Annotated in this window: 20 protein-coding genes; 10 read left to right on the top strand and 10 right to left on the bottom strand. The window is 68.5% G+C overall.

The window, feature by feature from the left end:
* Positions 1-50: 50 nt before the first annotated feature.
* The 3 genes from C489_RS08330 to C489_RS08320 form a co-directional block, all read right to left on the bottom strand.
* Complete coding sequence (locus tag C489_RS08330; RefSeq protein ID WP_006430770.1) at positions 51-1040, bottom strand: LLM class flavin-dependent oxidoreductase; 990 nt, start codon at positions 1038-1040, stop codon at positions 51-53.
* Positions 1037-2398, bottom strand: a complete 1362-nt coding sequence (gene thiD / locus C489_RS08325) for a bifunctional hydroxymethylpyrimidine kinase/phosphomethylpyrimidine kinase (RefSeq protein WP_006430769.1) — start codon at positions 2396-2398, stop codon at positions 1037-1039. Before thiD ends, C489_RS08330 begins: the two co-directional genes overlap by 4 nt.
* 166 nt (positions 2399-2564) lie before the next feature.
* Positions 2565-3605, bottom strand: a complete 1041-nt coding sequence (locus tag C489_RS08320) for an AIR synthase family protein (protein ID WP_006430768.1) — start codon at positions 3603-3605, stop codon at positions 2565-2567.
* A 257-nt stretch (positions 3606-3862) separates the two neighbouring features.
* Here C489_RS08320 and C489_RS08315 point away from each other — a divergent pair, with 257 nt between their 5' ends.
* The 5 genes from C489_RS08315 to C489_RS08295 all read left to right on the top strand — a co-directional run bounded on the left by C489_RS08315 (position 3863) and on the right by C489_RS08295 (position 9338).
* Positions 3863-4540, top strand: a complete 678-nt coding sequence (locus tag C489_RS08315; protein ID WP_006430767.1) for a heme NO-binding domain-containing protein — start codon at positions 3863-3865, stop codon at positions 4538-4540.
* The gene (locus C489_RS08310) at positions 4533-6158 is read left to right on the top strand and encodes a methyl-accepting chemotaxis protein (RefSeq protein WP_006430766.1); all 1626 of its coding nucleotides are present in this window, start codon (positions 4533-4535) and stop codon (positions 6156-6158) included. Before C489_RS08315 ends, C489_RS08310 begins: the two co-directional genes overlap by 8 nt.
* Before the next feature lie 154 nt (positions 6159-6312).
* Positions 6313-7425 (top strand): putative sulfate/molybdate transporter, encoded by a 1113-nt coding sequence (locus tag C489_RS08305; protein ID WP_006430765.1) that lies wholly within the window; start codon positions 6313-6315, stop codon positions 7423-7425.
* Between the two features lie 162 nt (positions 7426-7587).
* On the top strand, positions 7588-8067 hold the full coding sequence (locus tag C489_RS08300) for a DUF7384 family protein (RefSeq protein WP_006430763.1): 480 nt from the start codon (positions 7588-7590) through the stop codon (positions 8065-8067).
* Between the two features lie 143 nt (positions 8068-8210).
* Positions 8211-9338 carry a guanosine monophosphate reductase gene (locus C489_RS08295; RefSeq protein ID WP_006430762.1) on the top strand — a complete coding sequence of 376 codons (1128 nt, stop codon included), beginning with the start codon at positions 8211-8213 and terminating at the stop codon, positions 9336-9338.
* Positions 9339-9373: 35 nt separating this feature from the next.
* On the opposite strand, the gene C489_RS08290 is transcribed toward C489_RS08295, so the two are convergent.
* On the bottom strand, positions 9374-9925 hold the full coding sequence (locus C489_RS08290) for an XTP/dITP diphosphatase (protein ID WP_006430761.1): 552 nt from the start codon (positions 9923-9925) through the stop codon (positions 9374-9376).
* Positions 9926-10021: 96 nt separating this feature from the next.
* On the opposite strand from C489_RS08290, the gene C489_RS08285 reads away from it, so the two are divergent.
* Positions 10022-10201 (top strand): cupin domain-containing protein, encoded by a 180-nt coding sequence (locus C489_RS08285; RefSeq protein WP_049890703.1) that lies wholly within the window; start codon positions 10022-10024, stop codon positions 10199-10201.
* Between the two features lie 24 nt (positions 10202-10225).
* Here C489_RS08285 and C489_RS08280 read toward each other — a convergent pair whose 3' ends face one another.
* Complete coding sequence (locus tag C489_RS08280; protein WP_006430759.1) at positions 10226-10876, bottom strand: helix-turn-helix domain-containing protein; 651 nt, start codon at positions 10874-10876, stop codon at positions 10226-10228.
* A gap of 82 nt (positions 10877-10958) precedes the next feature.
* On the opposite strand from C489_RS08280, the gene C489_RS08275 reads away from it, so the two are divergent.
* Positions 10959-12629, top strand: a complete 1671-nt coding sequence (locus C489_RS08275) for an NADH-quinone oxidoreductase subunit D (protein ID WP_006430758.1) — start codon at positions 10959-10961, stop codon at positions 12627-12629.
* Positions 12630-12767: 138 nt separating this feature from the next.
* On the opposite strand, the gene C489_RS08270 is transcribed toward C489_RS08275, so the two are convergent.
* The 4 genes from C489_RS08270 to C489_RS08255 form a co-directional block, all read right to left on the bottom strand.
* Positions 12768-13052, bottom strand: coding sequence for a DUF5808 domain-containing protein (locus C489_RS08270; RefSeq protein ID WP_006430757.1), 285 nt, complete (start codon positions 13050-13052; stop codon positions 12768-12770).
* A gap of 90 nt (positions 13053-13142) precedes the next feature.
* Positions 13143-14885 (bottom strand): bifunctional N(6)-L-threonylcarbamoyladenine synthase/serine/threonine protein kinase, encoded by a 1743-nt coding sequence (locus tag C489_RS08265; RefSeq protein ID WP_006430756.1) that lies wholly within the window; start codon positions 14883-14885, stop codon positions 13143-13145.
* A 121-nt stretch (positions 14886-15006) separates the two neighbouring features.
* The gene (locus C489_RS08260) at positions 15007-15141 is read right to left on the bottom strand and encodes a 30S ribosomal protein S27ae (protein ID WP_006430755.1); all 135 of its coding nucleotides are present in this window, start codon (positions 15139-15141) and stop codon (positions 15007-15009) included.
* Positions 15142-15456, bottom strand: coding sequence for a 30S ribosomal protein S24e (locus tag C489_RS08255; protein WP_006430754.1), 315 nt, complete (start codon positions 15454-15456; stop codon positions 15142-15144).
* Between the two features lie 234 nt (positions 15457-15690).
* Here C489_RS08255 and C489_RS08250 point away from each other — a divergent pair, with 234 nt between their 5' ends.
* Positions 15691-16911 (top strand): PQQ-binding-like beta-propeller repeat protein, encoded by a 1221-nt coding sequence (locus C489_RS08250; protein WP_006430753.1) that lies wholly within the window; start codon positions 15691-15693, stop codon positions 16909-16911.
* Positions 16912-16913: 2 nt separating this feature from the next.
* Complete coding sequence (locus tag C489_RS08245) at positions 16914-17705, top strand: hypothetical protein (RefSeq protein WP_006430752.1); 792 nt, start codon at positions 16914-16916, stop codon at positions 17703-17705.
* Here C489_RS08245 and C489_RS08240 read toward each other — a convergent pair.
* The gene (locus C489_RS08240; RefSeq protein WP_006430751.1) at positions 17702-18724 is read right to left on the bottom strand and encodes a WD40/YVTN/BNR-like repeat-containing protein; all 1023 of its coding nucleotides are present in this window, start codon (positions 18722-18724) and stop codon (positions 17702-17704) included. The two genes, C489_RS08245 and C489_RS08240, sit on opposite strands and share 4 nt — an antisense overlap.
* A gap of 196 nt (positions 18725-18920) precedes the next feature.
* Here C489_RS08240 and C489_RS08235 point away from each other — a divergent pair, with 196 nt between their 5' ends.
* A complete protein-coding gene (locus tag C489_RS08235; RefSeq protein ID WP_049890700.1) occupies positions 18921-20447 on the top strand; it encodes an ATP-binding protein in 1527 nt (508 codons plus the stop codon).
* Positions 20448-20481: the final 34 nt, after the last annotated feature.

The following is a 20481-nucleotide window of genomic DNA, read 5'->3' as shown; positions in this document are numbered from 1 at the left end:
GGCCGAGCTACAAAAACGCGCGGTCGCTCCGGCGGCGAACCGGCCTCGAGTCAGCCGGCGAGCGCGTCGGCCACCAGCGACAGGCTCTCGTCGCCATCGTCGGCCGCGTTCGGCACCGCGAGCATGACCTCCTCGATCCCGACCGCGGCGTAGTCCGCGAGCCGGTCGCGGACCTCGGCCGGGGTCCCGGTGGGGGCCGTCTCGAGGTAGCCCGAGAGGAAGAACTCGCGGGGCTCGCTCGGGCCATCGGGCAGGAACTCGGAGCGAAAGGCCTCGCGCTTGTCCGCGGCTGCCTCGGTCGTCTCGCCGACGAAGACGAACAGTTCGGCGGATTTGCGGATCTCGTCGTACCGGGCCTCGCTCTCGCAATGGTCGCGTAATACGTCGAGCTTGTCGGTGAAGCCCTCGGGCTCGAGCGTGCCGTAGTTCCAGCCGTCCGCCAGTTCCGCGGTGTACCGCAGCGTGAACGCCTCGCCCCCGCCGCCGATCCAGATCGGCGGGTGGGGCTCCTGAACTGGCTGGGGTTCGCAGAAAGCGTTTTCGAGGTCGACCTCGAGGTTCTCGCCCTCGTGGCTGTACGTTTCGTTGGTCCAGAGCCCCTGCAGGATTTCGACGGTCTCGGCGAGTCGGCGGAGCCGTTCGGCCGGCGGTTCCCGAAACTCGTAGCCGAAGCGGTCGTACTCGTCCGCGTACCAGCCGCCGCCCAGTCCCAACTCGAGCCGTCCCTCACTTACCCGGTCGACCGTCGCGGCCATCTTCGCGAGCAGCGCCGGCTGGCGGTAGGACTGGCTCGTGACGAGCGTGCCGAGCCGAATCCGGTCGGTGGCCTCGGCGATCGCGCTCAGGGTCGTCCAGCACTCGTGGGTGGCTCGCCGCGGGTCGCCGATCCACGACTGGAAGTGGTCCTCGAGCCAGACTGCGTCGTAACCGAGCGATTCGGCCTCGAGGGCGGTGTCCCGCACCGTGTCGATCTCGGTGCCGTACTGCGGGAGGATGACGCCGACATCGAGGTCGCCCGCGTCGCGTTTGGGGACGCTCATTCGGTCACCTCCCGATCGAGTGCCAGCGCCCGCTCCGCGAGCGTTTCGGGGCCCTCGGCGACGAGTTTGACGAGCGCCTCCTTCCCGACTTCGCCGCGGTCGACGACGGCCGCGGGTGGCTCGTCGCGGTCCGCAAATGCCTGCCGGGCCCCCCAGCCCATCGTACTCCCCTCCGTGTCCGCGACGGCGTCGGGCTGTTCCCCGCGGTCGTACTCCGCGACCGGCCACTCGAGGGCCTCGAGCGCCGCCTCGACATCCGCGTCGAACCGGCAGTTGACCGCGAATCGGAGGTCGGGGACGAACTCCCGCGCCGAGAGGAGAAAGCGGGCGACGTGACTCGAGGCACCGAACCGGACCCCGCGGTTGGGCTGTATTCCGGAGAGCGTCCGCGTGATCCGGCCCTCGACGGCGGCGGTCTCGGCGACGGATTCAGCGTAGGGCGTCGCGCCGACGACGTTCATGCCGACCTCGGGAACGAGCGCCGCGGCGTCGGCGTCGACGAACCGGTCGACGACGGCTTGCACTTCCTCGGCGGTCAGCTCTCGAGCGGCCTCGTTTCGCAGCGGGGCCATGTGGTTGACCGCGCCGTGGCCCTCGCCCACGTCGTAGTAGTACCGCACCGCGCGGGCGAGGAAGTCGGTCGCCCCTTCGACGGCGGTCTCGAGCGGTTCGCCCGTCGCCAGTCGGGCTGCGATCGCGGCGGCGAGGGCGCAACCGGAGCCGTGAGTCGCATCGGTATCGATACGGGGGTGTTCGAACGCCCGGGTGGTGCCGTCGGTGACGAGCACGTCTTGGACCCGCTCGCCGGGGACGTGACCGCCCTTGACGAGGACCGCGTCGACGCCGGTCTCGAGGATCGCCTCGCCGGCCTTGCGGGCGCTTTCCTCGTCTGTCACCGCGATATCGGTCAGCACCTCGGCCTCGTCGGCGTTCGGCGTCACCAGCGTCGCCGCGCCGAGTAAGTCCTCGTAGGCGCGCTCGGCCTCTGGCTCTAACAGGCGGTCGCCGGAGGTCGCGACCATCACGGGGTCGACTACCAGCGGGAAGTCGAATTCGCGGGCTCGGTTCGCGACGGTTTCGATGACTTCGGTCGTCGCGAGCATCCCTGTCTTCGCTGCGCCGACCGCGAAGTCGTCGGTGACGGCCGCGAACTGGGCCTCGACCTCCTCGATCGGGAGGACAAAAGAGGATTCGACGCCGCGGGTGTTCTGGGCGGTGACGGCGGTGATCGCCGACGTGCCGAAGACGCCGTGGGCGGCCATCGTCGCGAGGTCGGCCTGAATTCCCGCGCCGCCGCCGGAATCGCTGCCGGCGATCGTCAGCGCGACCGGCCGGCGCTCGGGTGCTGGTGTTCTCATGGTGAACCGTATTCCCCGGTTATACTAAGCGATGATGGTCAGCGCTGGTGAGAGTCGTCGTCCGTTCCGGTGACCGGCGGACGGAACCGCAAGAGCGCGTGCGAGAGGTGTGCGCGGGCTCGAGCCTCGACTCGAGCCGAAACGAATCAAAACGAGCGACGACCGGTTACGAATCGGAATCGGCGGCCGCGTCGGCGGCCAACGCGGCGTAGGCGTCCCACGACGGATCGACGGACGGGTGCTCGAGTCGCTCCCCGTCGACGACTACCTCGCTCCCGCCGTCTCCGGCGGCCTCGACGCGGCCGATGTCGGCGACCGGCGTGTCTCGGTCCGCGAGCGCCGCGCGCACGTCGTCGACGCCGGTGGGGTCGACGGCGAGCACCAGCGAGCCGCAACTGGTCGCTGCCCACGGATCGATGTCGAGGTGGGCACAGACCTCGCGGACGCCGGGGCGCATCGGGACGGCCGCGCGGTCGATCACGAACCGAGCGCCCGCGCCGTCGGCCATCTCGTTGCACGCGCCGGCGAGGCCGCCTTCGGTCACGTCGTGCATCGCCGTCACCGGGCCCGCCGCGGCCGCCGTGAGGGCGTCGCGGACGGAGAACACCTCCTCGAGGCGGTCCTGTCCGGCCGCGATCACGTCGTCTGGGAGGTCGAGCCGGTCGCCGAAGAGGGTAGTCAGGAGGCCGACCGACTCGACGGCCGGGCCGTTCGTCAGGAGGAGTCGATCGCCGGGGCGGGCACCGTCGGGCCGGACGATGTCGTCGTGGTCGCCGACGCCCATCGCGGTCGCAGCGCCGACCCACGGGTGCGAGACATCGGAGTAGCGGGCCGTATGTCCCGTCACGACGGCGACGCCGAGGTCGGCACACTCCGCGTGAATCGTCTTCCAGACCGTCGCGAACTCGTCATCGGTCAGCCCCTCGGGAAGGGTAAAACAGATCGAGAGGTGCGACGGGGCGACGCCGCTGACGGCCACGTCCGCGAGGACGAGATCGAGGGCGAACCGCGCCGCCCGCTCGAGGCCGATCGCGGGGAGGATCGAGAGCGGATCGGTGGCGGTGACCAGCGCCTGCCCGCCGATATCGAGGACGCCGAAATCGACGCCATGGGTCGGGCCGACGGCGACGTCGTCGCGGTCGGCACCGAGGTTCGGTGCGACGTGGCGATCGAAGAACGCGCGATCGATTTTTCCGAGGTCGCTCACGGGTGACCGATTCCGGTCAGCCGTCTTATCGGTAGTGATTCGTCGCCGCGAGCTCCCAAACGCGGGTGGCAAACGGGGACTCGAGACGGCCGCTTTGCGGCCCTAATCGGGCGAACACGTGCGGTAACGGTAGTGTTACCAAATAGTGAAGCAAGTGTGATTATCACGATCCCGTGTCGGTCTAGAGTACTTATGGAACCGGGCACAGGCGAGGCGACGGAGAGCGGCCGTCGGGGGACGGGCGAACGGGGGATGGCATGCACGGAATAATTCTGAAGACGCTACAGGCGTTCGTCATCGACACCTACGGCGAGGACGCGTGGCTCGCGGTCCAAGACGAAGCCGACATCGAGGAGAAGGTCTACGTCCCCGTCACCGTCTATCCGGATGGCGACGTCTACGAGATCGCCCGCACCGCCGGCGAACTCACCGACCAGAGCCCGCGGACGATTCTGACCCAGTACGGCAAGTGGGTCGTCCCAGCGCTGCTCGAGACCTACGATCTCCACATCGACGACGAGTGGGAGGGATTAGAGCTCATCGCGAACATTCAGCAGTTCCACACGTCGCTGCGGACGCGGGACATGACGACGCTGACGACGCCGCGGATCCGCTCCGAACGACTCGACGAGAACCGGGTGCGGATCACCTACGACTCGGACCGGAAGCTGTGTGACGTCGCCCGCGGGGCGATCCAGGGCGTCGCCGAGCGCTTCGACGAGGAACTGGTCGCCGAGGAACAGACCTGTATGCACGAGGGAGACGACGCCTGCCAGTTCGAGATTCGCCGACGGACGGCTCCCCGATCGGGAGCCGCGGCGGACTCGAGGTCGGAGGCGGAAGCCGACGCCGAGCAGCAGTCCGGATTCGAATTCGAGACCGACGCCGAATCCGAATCAACGGCCGACGCGCCTCGCGGGGGAACCGATGACTGACGCCGGGGCCGCCGCGGACGCGGACGGCGCGTCGCCGCTGCCGTCGGCGATCCAGTCCGAGCGACCGCTCGGCTTCGGGATCGCGATCGGGCTCGTGGGACTGGTCGCCGTCGCGGTCACCGCAGTCGCGCTCGGCGGTCCGACGACGGCGCTCATCGGCGTCGGCGTCGCCGGTGTCGTCGTCACGGTCGGAACCGCGGCCGCGATCGCCGCCGCCTCGGACGCCCGCACTGCACCGCGCCAGCGCGACGATCTCCGCGAGGCCATCGCCGACGTGACCGAGCGAGCGGTCCGCCTCGAGGACGGCGCATACGACACTGCCTTCGAGACCGACCGGGACGACGAACTCGCGGGACTCGAGAGGGCACTCGCCGGAGTCCGGGATCAGTTGGCGGCGGGCGAACACACGGATCGCTCGCTGGACGAACTCGAGAGCACGGTCGCGGCCCACGCCGAGACGACGCGGACGGTCGCGGCGGGCGATCTCACGCGGCGGTTCGACCGGCCCGGCACCCACGACGCGCTCGACGAACTGGCGGACAACTCCAATACCATGCTCGCGGAGTTCGAGGACACCTTCGGGACGCTGAAGTCGTTCTCCGGCGAGGTCGTCACCTACAGCCGCGAACTCAAGACCAGCATGGAAACGGTCCAACGGGAGGGCGAGCGCACGAGCGAGGCACTCACCGAGGTCGTCTCCGACAACGAGACCCAAAACGACCAACTGCGGACCGTCGCGGCCGAGATGCAGTCGTTCTCGACGACGATCGAGGAGATCGCCGCGACGGCCTCCGAGGTCGCCGACACCGCCGATCGGACCGCCCGAGCCGGCCACGAGGGGAGCCGGGCAGCCGACGACGCGATCGAGGGAATGGACGTGATCGATACCGAAACCGAACGGACCCTCGAGGAGATCGAGGCCCTCGAGGCCGAGGCCGAACGGATCGACGAACTCGTCGAGTCGATCAGCGACATCGCCGAACAGACGAACATGCTGGCACTCAACGCCAACATCGAGGCGACGCGGACCGGCGACGGTGGCGGCGACGGGTTCGGCGCGGTCGCCGACGAGATCCAGAACCTCTCCGAAGAGGTCTACGACTCCGTCCAGGCCGTCGAGGAGCGACTCGAGGGGCTCAAAGAGCGCGCGATATCGGCGGCCGACGAGGTCCGGACCAGCCGCGACCGCATCGAGGACAGCGTCGCCGACGTCGAGGCGGCGGCTACCTCCCTCGAACGGATCGCCGAACTCGCCGAGCAGACGAACGACGGGGTCCAAGAGATTTCGGCGGCGACCGAAGAGCAGGCCTCGGCGACCGAGGAGGTCGTCGTCCTTGTCGAGTCCGCCGCCCAAACGAGCGAGAAGACGGCAGACACCTCCGCGAGGGCGGCTCGGCGGGCATCGGCCCAAGCCGAGGCTCTCTCACACGTCGCTCGCAGCGCGACCGTCCTCACCGAGCAGGCCGGCGAGTTGAACGCCCAACTCGAGCGCTACGTCACCGAGAGCGGCTACGATCTCCCCGAGGCCCGAACCGCCGACGACGTCGATCCGGAAGCGGTGTCGACCGGCGGTTCGGGGGCGGAGACGATCGGCGACGGCGGCTCCGTAACGCGATAACTGTCGCTGCGGGCCGGTTTCATCGTCACTCTGGGCCTGTCACGCAACCTGGTGTCCGACAGCCCGAAACCGATTTCACTAGCTTCTAACCGAGATCGAAACGCCAATAGATTACAGACAAGAGTGAAGACCATCGCGGAATTATCGGGGATAGATGGCGTACTCGTTCCGGTCACCGACGGATTCCGACCTCGAGTTCTCCCCGAGCGAACTCACGGGTGCGCTAGGTGATTCGGTTACGGTGTTGCCGCTTCTGGTCGCGCTGGCCGCGACGACGAGCGTCTCGCTGCCCCATGTACTGGTCGGCTTCGGCGTCTTCCAGATCGTCTGGGGGCTGTACTACGGGATGCCCCTCTCCGTCGAGCCGATGAAGGCGCTTGTCGGGCTGGCGATCGTCGGCACACTCTCCTACGCCGAACTCGCCGCCGCGGGGCTGCTCGCCGGCGGCGTCTTGCTCGTCGTCGGTCGCCTCGGACTCGTCGGCCGACTCGAGCGGGTCGTCGGCGAGCCGGTCATCCGCGGGGTGCAACTCGCCGTGGCCCTGCTCTTGCTCGAGGCGGCGGTCGACCTCTCGCTCGGCAACCTCCCGATGGCGGCGGGCGGGCTGGCCGTCGTCGGCCTGCTGGCGCTCGTCGGCTACCGGCAGGCGAGCGTGCTCGTCGTGCTCGGACTCGGCGGGGTCGCGGCCGTCGCGACGGCCGGCGTCCCGACACCGGTCGTCCCCGACCTCGCGGTCTTTCCCGCCGGCTCGCCGTCGCTCAGCGCCGCCGCGCTCGAGGGGACCGTCGCCCAGTTGGGGATGACGGTCGGGAACGCGGCGATCGCGACCGCCCTGCTCTGTGGCGACCTCTACGATCGGGACGTGTCGCCGGACGACCTCTCGCAGAGCATGGGCGTCACCTGCCTCGCGGCGATCCCGCTCGGCGGGGTACCGATGTGTCACGGCAGCGGCGGCCTCGCCGGGAAGTACGCCTTCGGCGCGCGAACCGGCGGCGCGAACGTCCTGCTGGGGATCGGCTACCTCGCGCTCGCGCTGGTCGCCGCTGGTGCCGTGCTCGCGGCCTTCCCGACGGCGATTCTGGGCGTGTTGCTCGTCGTCGTGGCGCTCGAACTCGGCCGCGCCGCGTTCGCGCCCGTCGACGACCGTCGCTCGCTCGCGGTCGTCGCGGCGGTCGGGGTCGTCGGCCTCGCAGGCAACGTCGGCGTCGCCTTCGGCCTCGGAACCGTCGCGTTCTGGCTCCTGTCGCGGTCCTCTCGCGGAGTGTGATCGAGTCCCCGTCGCCCGCGCGAGCCGGACGGCCTTTTACCCCGGCGTTCCAACGGCCGCCAATGAGCGCGAGTTGGGGCGATCTCTTCGACCGCGGGGCAGCGTACGACGGCGACCGCGAGCGAATCCGAACCGAACTCGAGTCGATCCGGGAGGACGAGGATGCCTGAGCGAGATGAACCGAACCCCGCCCGCGTCGTCGCGGACGCCGACGTGCTCGCGGCGGATCTCCTCGTGGGTGGCGACGCGCGCGAGGCGTTGGACCACGTTCGCCGCCACTCGTGGGTCGAACTGATCGCGAGCGACCCGCTGCTCGAGGACACGGAGCGACTCGTGACGAGCCTCGCCGACGCCGATCTCGCCGCCGACCACCGGGAGCGACTCGAGGCCGAGCGCGTCGCGGTCGACCAACCCGAGGGCGACCATCCCGCGCTGGCCTCGGCCTATCGGGGCGAGGCGGCGCACCTGCTTTCCTACGACGAGCGACTGCGGTCGGCGAAAGCCGGGCTGACCCTGCAACCGCACGTGTCAGTCAGCGTCCGCCCGCCGGACGCGTTCGCGACCCTGTTCGACCCCGAGAGCCTGTACGCGGTCGTCGAGGACGACGAGTACCCGGGTCCGGACCGGGACCCGCGAGCGTAGCGGTCGAGACGCCTGTCCGCGGGCAAACGGCTGACACCGCCACCCGCGAGCGAGCCGGTTGAGGACCGGTTGCAGCGCCGATCTGCAGACCCAGTCGGCTGGCGACACTCTTATGAGACGCGATCCCCGAGTGGTGAGGGGTTATGAACGATCTTCGCACGGGATTGAGCTACGGTGACGTGCTCCTCGTCCCGAACCGCTCGCCCGTCGACAGCCGCAGCGACGTTGACCTCTCGACGCCGTTCACGCCGGACCTCGAGTTGGACACGCCGGTCGTCTCCGCCGCGATGGACACCGTCACGGAGGCCGAACTGGCGATCGAACTCTCTCGGGCCGGCGGCCTCGGCGTCTTGCACCGGTTCCTCACGGCCGACGAACAGTCGACTCAGGTCGCGGAAGTCAAAGCCGCCGACGAGCAGGTCGCCGCCGCGGTGGGGATCAACGAGGACTACGTCGACCGCAGCGCCGCGCTCGTCGAGGCCGGCGTCGACGCGCTCGTGGTCGACGTGGCCCACGGCCACCTCGAGCGAACGCTCGAGGCCGTCGAACGGCTCCGGGAAGAGTTCCCGTCGACGGACCTCGTCGCCGGCAACGTCGCGACGCCGGAGGGGGTCAGGGATCTGGCGGCCGCCGGCGCGGACTGCGTGAAAGTCGGTATCGGTCCCGGTTCCCACTGTACCACGCGGAAGGTCGCCGGTGCCGGCGTTCCGCAGTTGACCGCCGTCGACGACTGCGCGACGGCGGCCGAGGAGCTGGACGTGACGATCTGTGCCGACGGCGGGATCCGCACGTCGGGCGACGCGGCGAAGGCGCTGATGGCGGGTGCTGACACGGTGATGCTCGGCAGTCTCCTCGCCGGTACCGAGGAAGCGCCCGGTGCAGTCGTCGAAGTCGACGGCAATCGATACAAGCGCTCGCGGGGCATGGCGACCACGACTGCCGCCGAGAACCGCGACGACAAAGACGCCGATGTCCGCGCCGACGAGGGCGTCGAGGCGCTGACGCCGTACAAGGGGCCGGTCGCCGACGTCGTCGGCGAGTTCTGTGCCGGCATCCAGTCCGGCCTCTCCTACTGCGGCGGACACACCATCCCCGACGCGCGCCGAAAAGCCGAGTTCATCCGCGTCGCTCCGAGCGCGAAAGAGCGCGAGGGCTATCACACGGACCAGGACTGGGAGGGCGTCAGCGTCGATAGCGAGGCGAAAACGGGTACCGACTCACAGGTAGCCGAGGACGAGACCACGACGACCGCCGTCGAGAGCGACGACTGAGTTCCGCTCGAGTCGGCCGCCCTCCTCTCTACTCTCTACTCGTCGCAGCCGGCGTACCACTCCGCGAAGTCGGCCAGCGCGCGCCCGCGGTGGGAAATCGCGTTCTTTGCTTCCGTACTCATTTCGGCCATCGTCTGGCCGTTGTACTCGAAAATCGGGTCGTAGCCGAAGCCGCCCTCGCCGCGGGGCGCGACGAGCGTGCCGGCGACCGCACCCGCGAACGTCTCCGTGCCGGTTTCGTCCGCGTAGGCGAGGACGGTCCGGAACCGTGCCCGGCGGTTTTCCTCCTCGCTCGCGAGCCGCCAGAGTCGCTCGACGCCGACGGTGTCCTCGACGTACGCCGAGTACGGGCCCGGAAAGCCGCCCAGCGCGTCGACGAACAGCCCGGCGTCGTCGACCAGCACCGGTTCGTCGCTCCCCAGTTCCGCGTAGGCCTCGCGCGCCCCGTGGGCCGCGATTTCCTCGAGCGAGTCGCTCTGAATCTCGGTGTAGTCGTACTCGATCTGCTCGACGGGTTCGATGCCCTCGAGGTAGTCCCGCGCCTCGCGGACCTTCCCCTCGTTGCCGGTGACGAATCGAACGGTCATACTCGAGCGGGGGGCCGCGGGCGGAAAATAGGCGTCGGTTGCCCCCTCGACGGTTCGGGACCGGTCTTTCGGCCCCTAAAGAGCCATCATATTCTCATGATGACAAGAACGATGGGCATCACCGAGTGGGACGACTCCGAACGGATCGACGGCTTCGAGGGCGGACAGCGGCGCGTACTGGCGGCGACCGACGACCTCATGCTGGTTCACTACGCCCTCGAGCCGTGTCGCGTCATCGACGCGTTCACACCGCCGCTCGAGGCGTACACGGAGTAAGGATCGGGGCCGCGACGGGTCCGGCTACAGATCGAGGGCGTCCATCACGGTCGCCTCGGCCTTCCGGAGGTGTTCGGCGGCCGTCCCGGGCGCGCAGTCGAGTTCGGCGGCGACGTCCTCGACGCTCGCCGAGCGCGGGACCGCGAAGTAGCCCGCCTCGCGAGCGACCCGCAACGCCTCCCGCTGGCGGGCGGTCAGCGCGCCGACCGCCGCGTCGGCCCCGTCGTACTCGCCGACGCGGTCGACGGTCGCCTCGACCCCGTCGGGCACCCCCTCGAGCGCCCGCTGGAGGTCCGCCGACTCACCGACGACGGAGAACCGGACCGTCCAGTCCGACCGGTACTCGAGCGGCGGCAACACGACGAGGCTGCCCCCGGTGAAGGTCTCGAGGAGCCTCGTATCGACATCGGCCGGCAGATCGCGAACGTAGACGGTGAACGTCCGGTCGCCGGTCCGCACGAGGTCGTAGTCGTCGACCCGGTCGGTGTCCGCGAGCGCGGCCTCGTAGATATCGGGATCGCCCACGACGTGGAAGACGAAGGCGTTGTCGTCGCCGCCGGCGAAGTTGCCGTGGACCAGCCGATAGGACTCGAACGCGTCGCTCTCCGCGACGAACCGGTGCATCGGATGGATCGTCTCGGCGTCGTGCCGGAGCGTGAGTCGAACGGTCTTCACGGCCGACAGTCCGCGCCGCGTATATAAATAGCCTAGTCAGTGACGCAGAACCGACTCGGCTCGCGTCGCCGAACGATCGGCCATGACAGCGGAGTCGACGCTCGAGTCGCGAGGGAGCGAGAGCGGCGGTTCGGATGGGGACGAGGGGCTCGAGGACCTGCTCGGCGATGCGGTCCTCGGACGGGACGACCACGAGAACGCGGTGGCGGTCGTGATCCGGCCCGACGAGGTCCGGGCGGTGCTGTCGACGCTGCGGGACGACGCGGGGTTCGATCACTGTTCCTGCGTCACCGCCCAACAGTATCCGGATCGGTTCGAGACGATCTATCACCTGAAGTCCTACGCGGACCCGACCCGGGAGGTGAGCGTGGTGGTCCCGACGCCGGTCGACGACCCGAAAAGCGAGTCGGCCGCGCCGGTCTTCGAGACGGCCGACTGGCACGAGCGGGAGGCCTACGACCTCGTCGGGATCGAGTACGATGACCACCCGGACCTGCGACGGATACTGCTTCCCGAGACGTGGCAGGGCCATCCCCTCTCGCTGGGCTACGATCAGGAGCAATCACAGATCGTCACCCTCTCGGAACACGCGAACCCGATCGCGGGAAGCGAACGCGACGCTGCCTCGGAGACGATGTTCCTCAACATCGGCCCTCACCACCCCTCGACCCACGGCGTCCTCCACGTGAAGGCCGTGCTGGACGGCGAGACGGTCGTCGACGTCGATCCGGACATCGGTTACATCCACCGGTGCGAGGAGCAGATGTGCCAGGGGAGTACGTACCGCCATCAGATCATGCCGTACCCGGACCGCTGGGACTGGGTGTCCGCGGGCCTGTGCAACGAGTGGGCCTACGCCCGCGCGATCGAGGCCCTCGCGGATATCGACGTGCCGGAGTACGCACAAGTGATCCGGACGATGGGGGCCGAACTCTCGCGGCTGGCCTCCCACTTCATCGCCGTCGCGACCTACGCGCTGGACATCGTCGGCGAGTTCTGTGCCGCCTTCCAGTACGGCATCCGCGACCGCGAACTCATACTGGACTGTCTCGAGGCGCTGACCGGCCAGCGGATGATGTTCAACTACTTCCGGGTGGGCGGGGTCGCCTGGGACCTGCCCGAACCCCGCGAGGAGTTCGTCGCGGACGTTCGGGACGTCCTCGACGGCCTCCCGGCGAAACTCGAGGAGTACTACGACCTGCTCGTGACCAACGAGATCTTCCAGCGCCGCTGTGTCGACACCGGCGTTCTGGAACCCGAGGTAGCCAAAGAGTACGGCTGTACGGGGCCCGTCGCCCGCGGCTCCGGCATCGAGTACGACCTCCGTCGTGACGACCCCTACGGCTACTACGACAACCTCGAGTGGAACGTGGTCACCGAACCCGACGGCGACAACTTCGCTCGGCTGCTCGTCCGGCTAGGCGAGATCGAGGAGTCGGCCAAGATCGTCGATCAGTGTCTCGACCTGCTCGAGGAGTGGCCTGAGGACGACCGGACGGTCCAGGCGAACGTCCCGAGAACGCTCAAACCCGAGGCGGACGCCGAGAGCTACCGCGCCGTCGAAGGTGCGAAGGGCGAACTGGGGATCTACATCCGTTCGGACGGCACCGAGACGCCGGCGCGGTTCAAGATCCGCAGCCCGTGTTTCTCGAACCTCTCGGCGCTGCCCGAGATCGCCCGCGGCGAGTACGTCGCCGACCTCATCGCGGCGATCGGGAGCCTCGACTGCATCATGGGCGAAGTCGATCGCTAAAGGCGGCGCAGCGGCTCGTCGCTCACGGCGGCCGCGAAAAGGTGGTTTGCACCGGTCATACGGTCTGCTATACGTCATTTCCGGTGCGACCGCAGACCGTGTCGCGGTCGCACCGGTAAATCGGTACAGCAAACCGTATCAGTCGTCGCCGTCGTCGACGATGACCTCGACCGGTTCGTCGACTGCTTCCTCGTCGCCGTCGGACGCGCCCTGTTCTTGCTGCCAGAGCAACGCGCCGGCGACGGCGACGACGATCCACGAGCGCCAGTTGGCGAGATTCAGGGTGTAGCCGACCCCGAAGGGCTTCTCGACGAGCATCCCTTCACCGGGCTGCCAGTACGACGAGAGCATGCGACTGATGCTCGGTCGTTCGAAGTTGTACGGTACCCCGAGGATCTCACCGGACGTCGACTTGTCTGCCATGCTCGGTGATACGTCGTCCCCCGATAAAGGGATTGTGTGCCGGCGCTGTCACCGAGACCGACCGACGGCGTCGGACTCGCCGATCGACCGCTACGAATCCGACTGGTACCGGCCCCGGCCCTCGACGTCCTGCAACCGCTCGAGCACCCGTTCTTCGCCGACCTCGCGGTACCCCTCGCGGACCGCCTCGCGGAGCGGGGCGGGATCGTCGGCGGTCCCGACGAGACTCTGATCGAAGACGTGCAGATCCATCGCGTAGTCCTCGACGTGGTCGGTGTGATAGCCGAGGCCGAAGTCGATGAGGTAGGTTCGATCAGAGCCTTGCTCACGGACATCGTCCGTTCGCTCGTTCGGCGACGCTGCGCGCCGCTCGCGGTCGTCGACCGCTCGCTCGGGCTGGGACGCGTCGCGTCCCACACGCCCGACCCTGACGTTTCTGGTCGTCGGATCGCCGTGGACGAACCCGGCCCGGTGGAGCCGCGCGAGGTGTCGCCCGACATCGCGGACACCCGCGGGCGTCAGCCCGTTCCGGAGGTCCCGCTCGCCGACGTACTCGAGTTCGAGTCGCGACTCGTGGGGATCGACGTCTGAGAGTACGGGCGTCGGCACCCCCTCGCGGCGGGCCAGACTGGTCAGTCGCGCCTCGAGGGTCGTCCGCTCCTTGCGGAGCCGGTCGTCGAGAGCGGGGTGGCGGTAGGTCTTTTCCTCGCGGCGCTTGGTGACGCGGCCCGCCTCGGGCTCGAGGGAGACCAGCGCCTCGGCTCCGCGGACCTGCCGGTCACCCGTGTCAGCCGCGCCGTGACCGGCCGCGAGGTCCGGTTCGTCCGTCCTCCAGGATACCGACACCTGATCCGGACGGAAGTCCGGATCGACCCGCGAGTCCTCGAGCGCGAGGGTATCGCCCGCCGCGTACATCTTCGCGCCCAAGACGGCGATCATGCCGGCGTTGTCCCGCAGGAATCGCGGCTCGGGCGCGTGGAACTCGGCCCCGCGCTGTTCGCACATTTCGGTGAGCATCTCGCGCAGGCGGTCGTTCTGGCCGACGCCGCCGCCGAGGACGAGTTCGTCGCTGCCGGTCAGCGATAGGGCGCGCTCCGAGACCTCGGTGAGCATTCCGAAGATATTCTCCTGCAGGGAGTAGCAGATGTCCTCGACTGGCGTCCCATCGTCGTACGCTTGCTTCGCGGCGCTCATGATCCCCGAAAACGAGAAGTCCATCCCCTTGACGACGTAGGGGAGATCGACGTACTCGCCGTCCTCGGCAGCCGCCTCGACTTTCGGCCCGCCGGGATGCGACCAGCCGACGTGGCGGGTGAACTTGTCGATCGCGTTGCCGACCCCGGTGTCCATCGTCTCCCCGAGCACGCGGTAGCGCCCGTTGCGGTAGGCCAGTAAGTGCGCGTTCGCGCCGCTGGCGTTCAGACAGACCGGCGAGTCGAACCCGGAGGAGTGGCGGCCGATCTCGAGATGAGCCACCATGTGGTTGACGCCGACCAGCGGCACCGAAAGCGCCTGACTCAGCGCTCGAGCGGCCGTGCCGACGGTTCGGAGGCAGGGACCGAGCCCGGGCCCGCGCGAGAAGGCGACGGCGTCAACGGGCGGCTCCGTCGCCGGCCCGTCGTGGGTCTCCCGGGCGTGCTCGAGTGCGCGTTCGACGACGCGCGGGATCGCGTCGTGCATGTGTTCGGCCGCCTCGCGGGGGTGGATACCGCCGCTTTCGGGCTGGTAGGCGTCGCTCTCGATGAAGACGCCGTCGGTCTCGGCGTCGAAGACGGCTGCGCTGGCGGCCCACGCGGTGCCTTCGATCCCGAGGATACGTACGGTGTTACTCACGGGTAGAACGAATCTGCGGTGTTCGATACATCGCGTTAGGCCGGATGTATCGCCCGGTCTCGGGTCGGTTCAGGACCCGGTCGCGGTTCGGTGCGACTCGTCGCTGGTCGCCACATCGCGCCTACTCCCACTCGGTGTAGCTGCACTTCCCGCAGTGTTTGCGGTCGCCGTGGTCGGCGAGGAAGGCGTCGCCACAACGGGGGCACAGTTCGCCCTCGGTGCTGCCGTCGTCGCCGTAGAGTTCGTGTCGCGCCATTTAGGCTTCCTCCGGTTCCGCTTCGGCGTCTTCCTCTGCGCCGATCTTGTTTCGCTCGAGCATGTGGTCTTGCTCGACGTCGCGGGCGTAGTCGGCGGTGTCGTAGACCTTGGCCTGGCCGACGGTCTTGCGCATCCCGAACTTGGTGTCGAGCGTGCGGATGACGACCTCGTCGGCGTCCTTGTTCAGCTTCGCCGCGAGGCTGTCACGAACCTGCAGACGGGAAGGCGTGGCGTCCTCGTGGACGAGTTCGAAGGTCACGTCCGTTCGATGCAACATGGGGTTCTCCGTTTCGGAGATGATGTCGACGTCCATGATATCACTCAGTTACCTTACTATCCCCGTGTAGCGCCTAAAAGGATTTCGAAGCGACCGATGGACACACCTCGGCGAAACGCGACCTGGGCCTCGGATCCGAACGGCGGTCTCGTCTTCGGTTTGGCGCTCTCGAGGGCTGTTTACGAGTGGCTGGATGCACCGGCGTTCGGTTCCTACCCTACTGAGCGGTGGAAAAACATATGGGTCGACTGCCGAAACCGAACGATGGTAATGCCCTCCAGAAGACGCCTCCTCGTCGGCCTCAGTGGGACGGCCGTCGCCCTGACTGGGACTTACGCGACGCTCGGCGCGACGAACGCCGAGCGCCTCGAGTGGCCGATGGTGCGGTACGATCCGGCAGGAACCGGCTCCAACCCCGACGCGGCGGGACCGAAAGACGGTGTCGAGGTTGCGTGGCAGCGAGATACGGACTCGAGCATGTACGGGCAGACGGCACCGATCCTCGTCGGGGAGACGCTGTATGCCGTCGGCCAACAGTCACTGGTCGCGTTCGATCGCGAGACCGGTGAGATCCGATTCGTCCGAGACGGTCAGTACTGGTCGTCGCCGGCTCGAGCGGCGGCGAAAGCCTACCGGCGCGACACGCTCGCCGTCAACGGGCGGGAAGGCATCTACGGGCTGAGCGCCGGCGGCGGCTACGAGGTGTTCGGCCGGTCGATCGGCACCGAGCGCTGGCACAGCCACGGTCGGGAGAGTCAGCGGTGGACCAGTTCGTCACCGCGGGAGCCGTCGCCCGTCGCGGCCAACGGGTCGGTGTACGCGGTCGTCCCCGACAGCGACCGCGTCGTCGCGCTGGACGCGAGCAGCGGCCGGATCCGGTGGGAGCAGACGGTCGGCGAACCGCGGTCGATCGGGTCGAATCGACCGGCGGTCCGCGACGGGACCGTCTACGTCTCGAGTCGGCCCGGAGACGTCGTCGCGTTCGACGCCGAGACAGGCGACCGTCGATGGAGCGTCAGGCCCGAGCCCCACGCGGACAGCGCCTTGGAGTACCGCAATTTCAGTCCGCCGACGGTGACGGACGCGGGGCTCGTCGTTCCCGATCGGGAAGGCGTCGTCCTGCTCGATCGGACCGACGGCAGCGTTCGCTGGGAGTACGTCCACGACGGGAACGCTCCCGACGGCAGCGCCGCCGTCGCCGACGGGACGGTGTTCGTCACCGACGGTGAGGAGTCACTGCACGCGATAGACCTCGAGAACGGCACGCGGGAGTGGACCGCCGAGTACAGCCCCGATACAGACCCGGTCGTCGCCGACGGCGTCGTTTACCTCGGGTACCAGATCTCGGAACTGGTCGCGATCGACGCCGAGACGGGTGATCGTCGGTGGACCTACGAGGGGTCGACTTACTTCACACAGCCGATCGTCGGCGATGGCGTGATGTACGTCCTCGCCGACGAGGGACTGCTAGCCCTCGAGGAGGCGAGCTGACCGTGGCACGCGACCGAAGCGACGCGTACGACCGTCGAGCGTGGTCAGTCGTGCCTGTCCTCTCGGCGGCCATCGGCCGACTCCGTCGCAACCCCAGCCTGTTCGCCCCCTTCGCCGTCGCGGGGCTCGTCCTCGCCGTCGTCGACGCGCTCCGACTGCGCGATCCGATCCCCGCCCTCGAGTACGCCGGGATCGACAAAGCGACGCTCTCCCTCGAGTACGCCGGCTACCCGACCGCCGTGAATCGGACGGTGTTGCCACTCGAGTCGCTCGTCGGACTCGAGGTGCCGTCCCTCGCCTGGGCGCTCGGACTACACGTCCTCTCGTTGCTCGCGGTCGCGCTCGCGGGCGTCCTCACGCTGACCTGGCTGCTGGACGGCGAGGCGCACTTCGATCCGTTCCCGTCGTACCTCGGGTTCGTGGTCGCGATCGATCTCGTCACCCGGTTTCTCGACTGGATCGCACCCCACGACATGGGGCTGTTCGGGCTCGGTCCGCTGGCAGTACTGCTCGCCGCGATGGTGTGGCTCTTTCCCGCACCCGGACTCATCGCCGCCGGCGTGTCGCCTTGGACGGCGATTCGGGACGGCGGTGCCTGGATTCGCGGCGACAGCTGGTCGGCGTTCGGCCTGCTCGTCGTCCTCGGGGCCAGTGCGTGGCTCCTCGCCAGCGTTCCCATTGCAGGTGCGCTCCTGACCGGCGCGTTCGTCGCCCCGGTTCACGCCGTCGCGATCGTCTCGTTGTTCGAACACCGGCGTCGCGACGGCCCGTTCCAGTCGCCGATCGACCATTAGGTGTCGAGGACGGCCAGTCCTCGAGGTGCCTGCGTCTCGAGGCTCTCGTCCCAGTCGATATCGAGTCGCTCCCAGCGGCTCCCGAAGTCCTCGGAGACGAACAGTCCCCGATTGGTCACCGCGTAGACGACGCCGGCCTCGTCGGTCGTATCGAAGACGGCGCGAACGACGCCGTCTCCCATCGGGAGCCCCGGTGCCTCGAGTCGCTCCCACGCCCCGTCGCCCTCGCGCCGGTAGACGTACGACTCCGCGCGACTGCCCGTATGGGCCGTCGACGCACCGCTCGCACTCGAGACGAGTACCCGCTCCGGATCGCCGGGATCGGGGACGACGCTCCAGCAATAGGTGTGATCGAGGCCCTCCTGTGGCCGCCGCCACGACTGTCCGCCGTCGTCGCTCTCGGCGTAACCGTCGCTGGCCGCGGCGTAGAGTCGCCCCTTCCGATCCGGGTGGGTCGCCAGACTGTGGTTGTCCCGGCGCGATCCCGGCGGCCGTTCGTGCCAGGTCTCGCCGCCGTCGGAGGTGTAGACGAACGCGCCCGCTTCGATCCCGACGGACAGTCGCTCGGGATCGAACGGGTCCACCGCGAGCCAGCGGACGTGGTGGGTATGCGGGCGCGGGGGGAAGTACCACTCGTCCGCGGAGGGGAGGCCCGCGAGCCCCTCGAGGTGGGTCCAGGAATCGCCGCCGTCCCGCGACTGGTAGATCCGGCTGGGTTCGGTGCCGGCGTAGACGACCTGCGGATCGTGCGGGCTGATCGTCGCCGCCATCACGGCACCGCTCTCGAGGGCGTCGAACTCGGTCTCGATGGGAGCGAACGTCTCGCCGCCGTCGGTGCTTCGGAACAGGCCGTTATCGAACGTGCCGACGAAATACCGCTCGGGCGCGTCGGGAGCCGCCGCGACGCACTCGAGGGCGGCCCCCTCGAGTCGCGCCGTCGTCGTCCAGCCGTCGGCCGCGGGGCCGTCGCCCGTACAGACGAGCAATCGGTCGCGGAGCGCGACGAGTACCGTTACCATACGTGAGAGATGAGCCGAGCGGATATATCGTCCGACGACCGTCGACTGCCGACGGATCGGCCGGAAAGCCGGACCAACCGTCGACCTGATCGCTCGGTATTCTCGCGGCCCTCGAGGACCGAGTCGATCGGCCGGTCATGTCAGGGCCTGTGCCAATTCATTAATGAGACCCGTGAATAGATCCCTTACTAGTTCGATGGGGGCCCTCACCCGCTGCACGATCGACGGCGTTCGAGTGCGTGCAGTGTCACTGGTCGGCCTCGGCTTGCTCGCCATCGTCGCGGCCTACACACTGACCTTCGGCGGCCCCGCACTATTGCTCGGACTCGAGATGCTGGTCCCGACGGCAATCGGCGTCGGCCTCGTCGGGTACGGCCTGCGAACCGACGCCGCGACCGGAGCCGAGCAGGCGGCGATCGTCACCATCACCTCGTGTACCTGCGGCGCGTTGGTCGCGCTCTTCTGTCTCTGTAGCCTCGTTCTCCTCTCGGTCCGGACGGCGTTTTCCGGCGGGTTCGCCCAGCCGGTGATCAACGCCTCGAGTACCGGGCTCGCTTTCGGGGCAGCCATCGGACACGTCTACGCCGAGTTCTCGCAGCAGTATCGCGAGAACGAGCGCCTTTCGCGGGCCGTCGACGCCTCGATGGACGGTATCGCCGTCATCGTCGACGACCGCCACGTCTACGCCAACGAGGCCTACGCCGGGCTCTACGGGCTGTCGGACGGGGACGCCCTCGACGGTCAACAGTGGTGTACGCTGTACACGACCGAGTCACAGCGCCGAATCGAGCGGGAGGTCATCCCGGCACTGTCCGATCGGAACTACTGGCGTGGCACGCTGACCGGCACGCGGACGGACGGGACGACGTTTCCACAGGACGTGACAGTGAGCACTCTCGAGGACGGCTACGTCGTCGTCGCCCGCGACATCAGCGACCAGCGGGACCGCGAACAGCGGATTCAGGTCCTTAACCGAGTGCTCCGGCACAACCTCCGGAACGCCTTTACCGTTATCCGGGGCCACGCCAACATGATCGGCGAACGGAATCCCGAACTCAAGGCCCGACACATCCAGCCGATCCGTGCGGAGATCGACGACCTGCTCGCGACGGCCGACAAGGCCCGCGGCGTCGAGCGGACGCTCGACCGACACAGCAACGCCGAGCGGATCACCGCGACCGAGGCGGTCCGGCGGGTCACGGACCGGGCACTGTCGACTTATCCGGACGCCGACATCGTCTCGCGAGTGGAAGACGGCGGCGCGGAATCGTCGACGCCCACCGTCGACGACACGGTGGTCGACGCCTTGAACGAACTCGTCGATAACGCGATCGAACACAACACCGCGACTCGCTCGGGCGAAGCCGTGGCTACCGACGGGAACGGGCGACCCGACGCGTCCGCCCGGTCCGGCGAGCGACCGAGCGTCGAAATCGGCGCAACCACCGTCGAATCCGAGTTTCACACCCGACTTGAGTTTACGATCACCGACGACGGGCCGGGGATTCCGGCGACCGAACGCCGGGCGGTGCTCTCGGGCCACGAGACGGCGCTGGACCACGGCTCCGGGCTCGGGCTGTGGTTCGTCAACTGGATCGTCCAAACGACCGGCGGCGAACTCTCCTTTATCGACCGCCACGAGGGCGGAACGACCGTGCGGCTGTCGTTTCCGGACACGTCCGACGTGGCGGGGCACGATACCGATGCGGTGAGCGGGCACTAACGGTCCAATCGGCCGGCCGGTCACGCGCTGTGGC

It is taken from the genome of Natrinema versiforme JCM 10478, assembly GCF_000337195.1.
Taxonomy (GTDB): domain Archaea; phylum Halobacteriota; class Halobacteria; order Halobacteriales; family Natrialbaceae; genus Natrinema; species Natrinema versiforme.
Note: the sequence above shows the minus strand (reverse complement) of the source record. Positions and strands in the feature narration are given on the sequence as shown.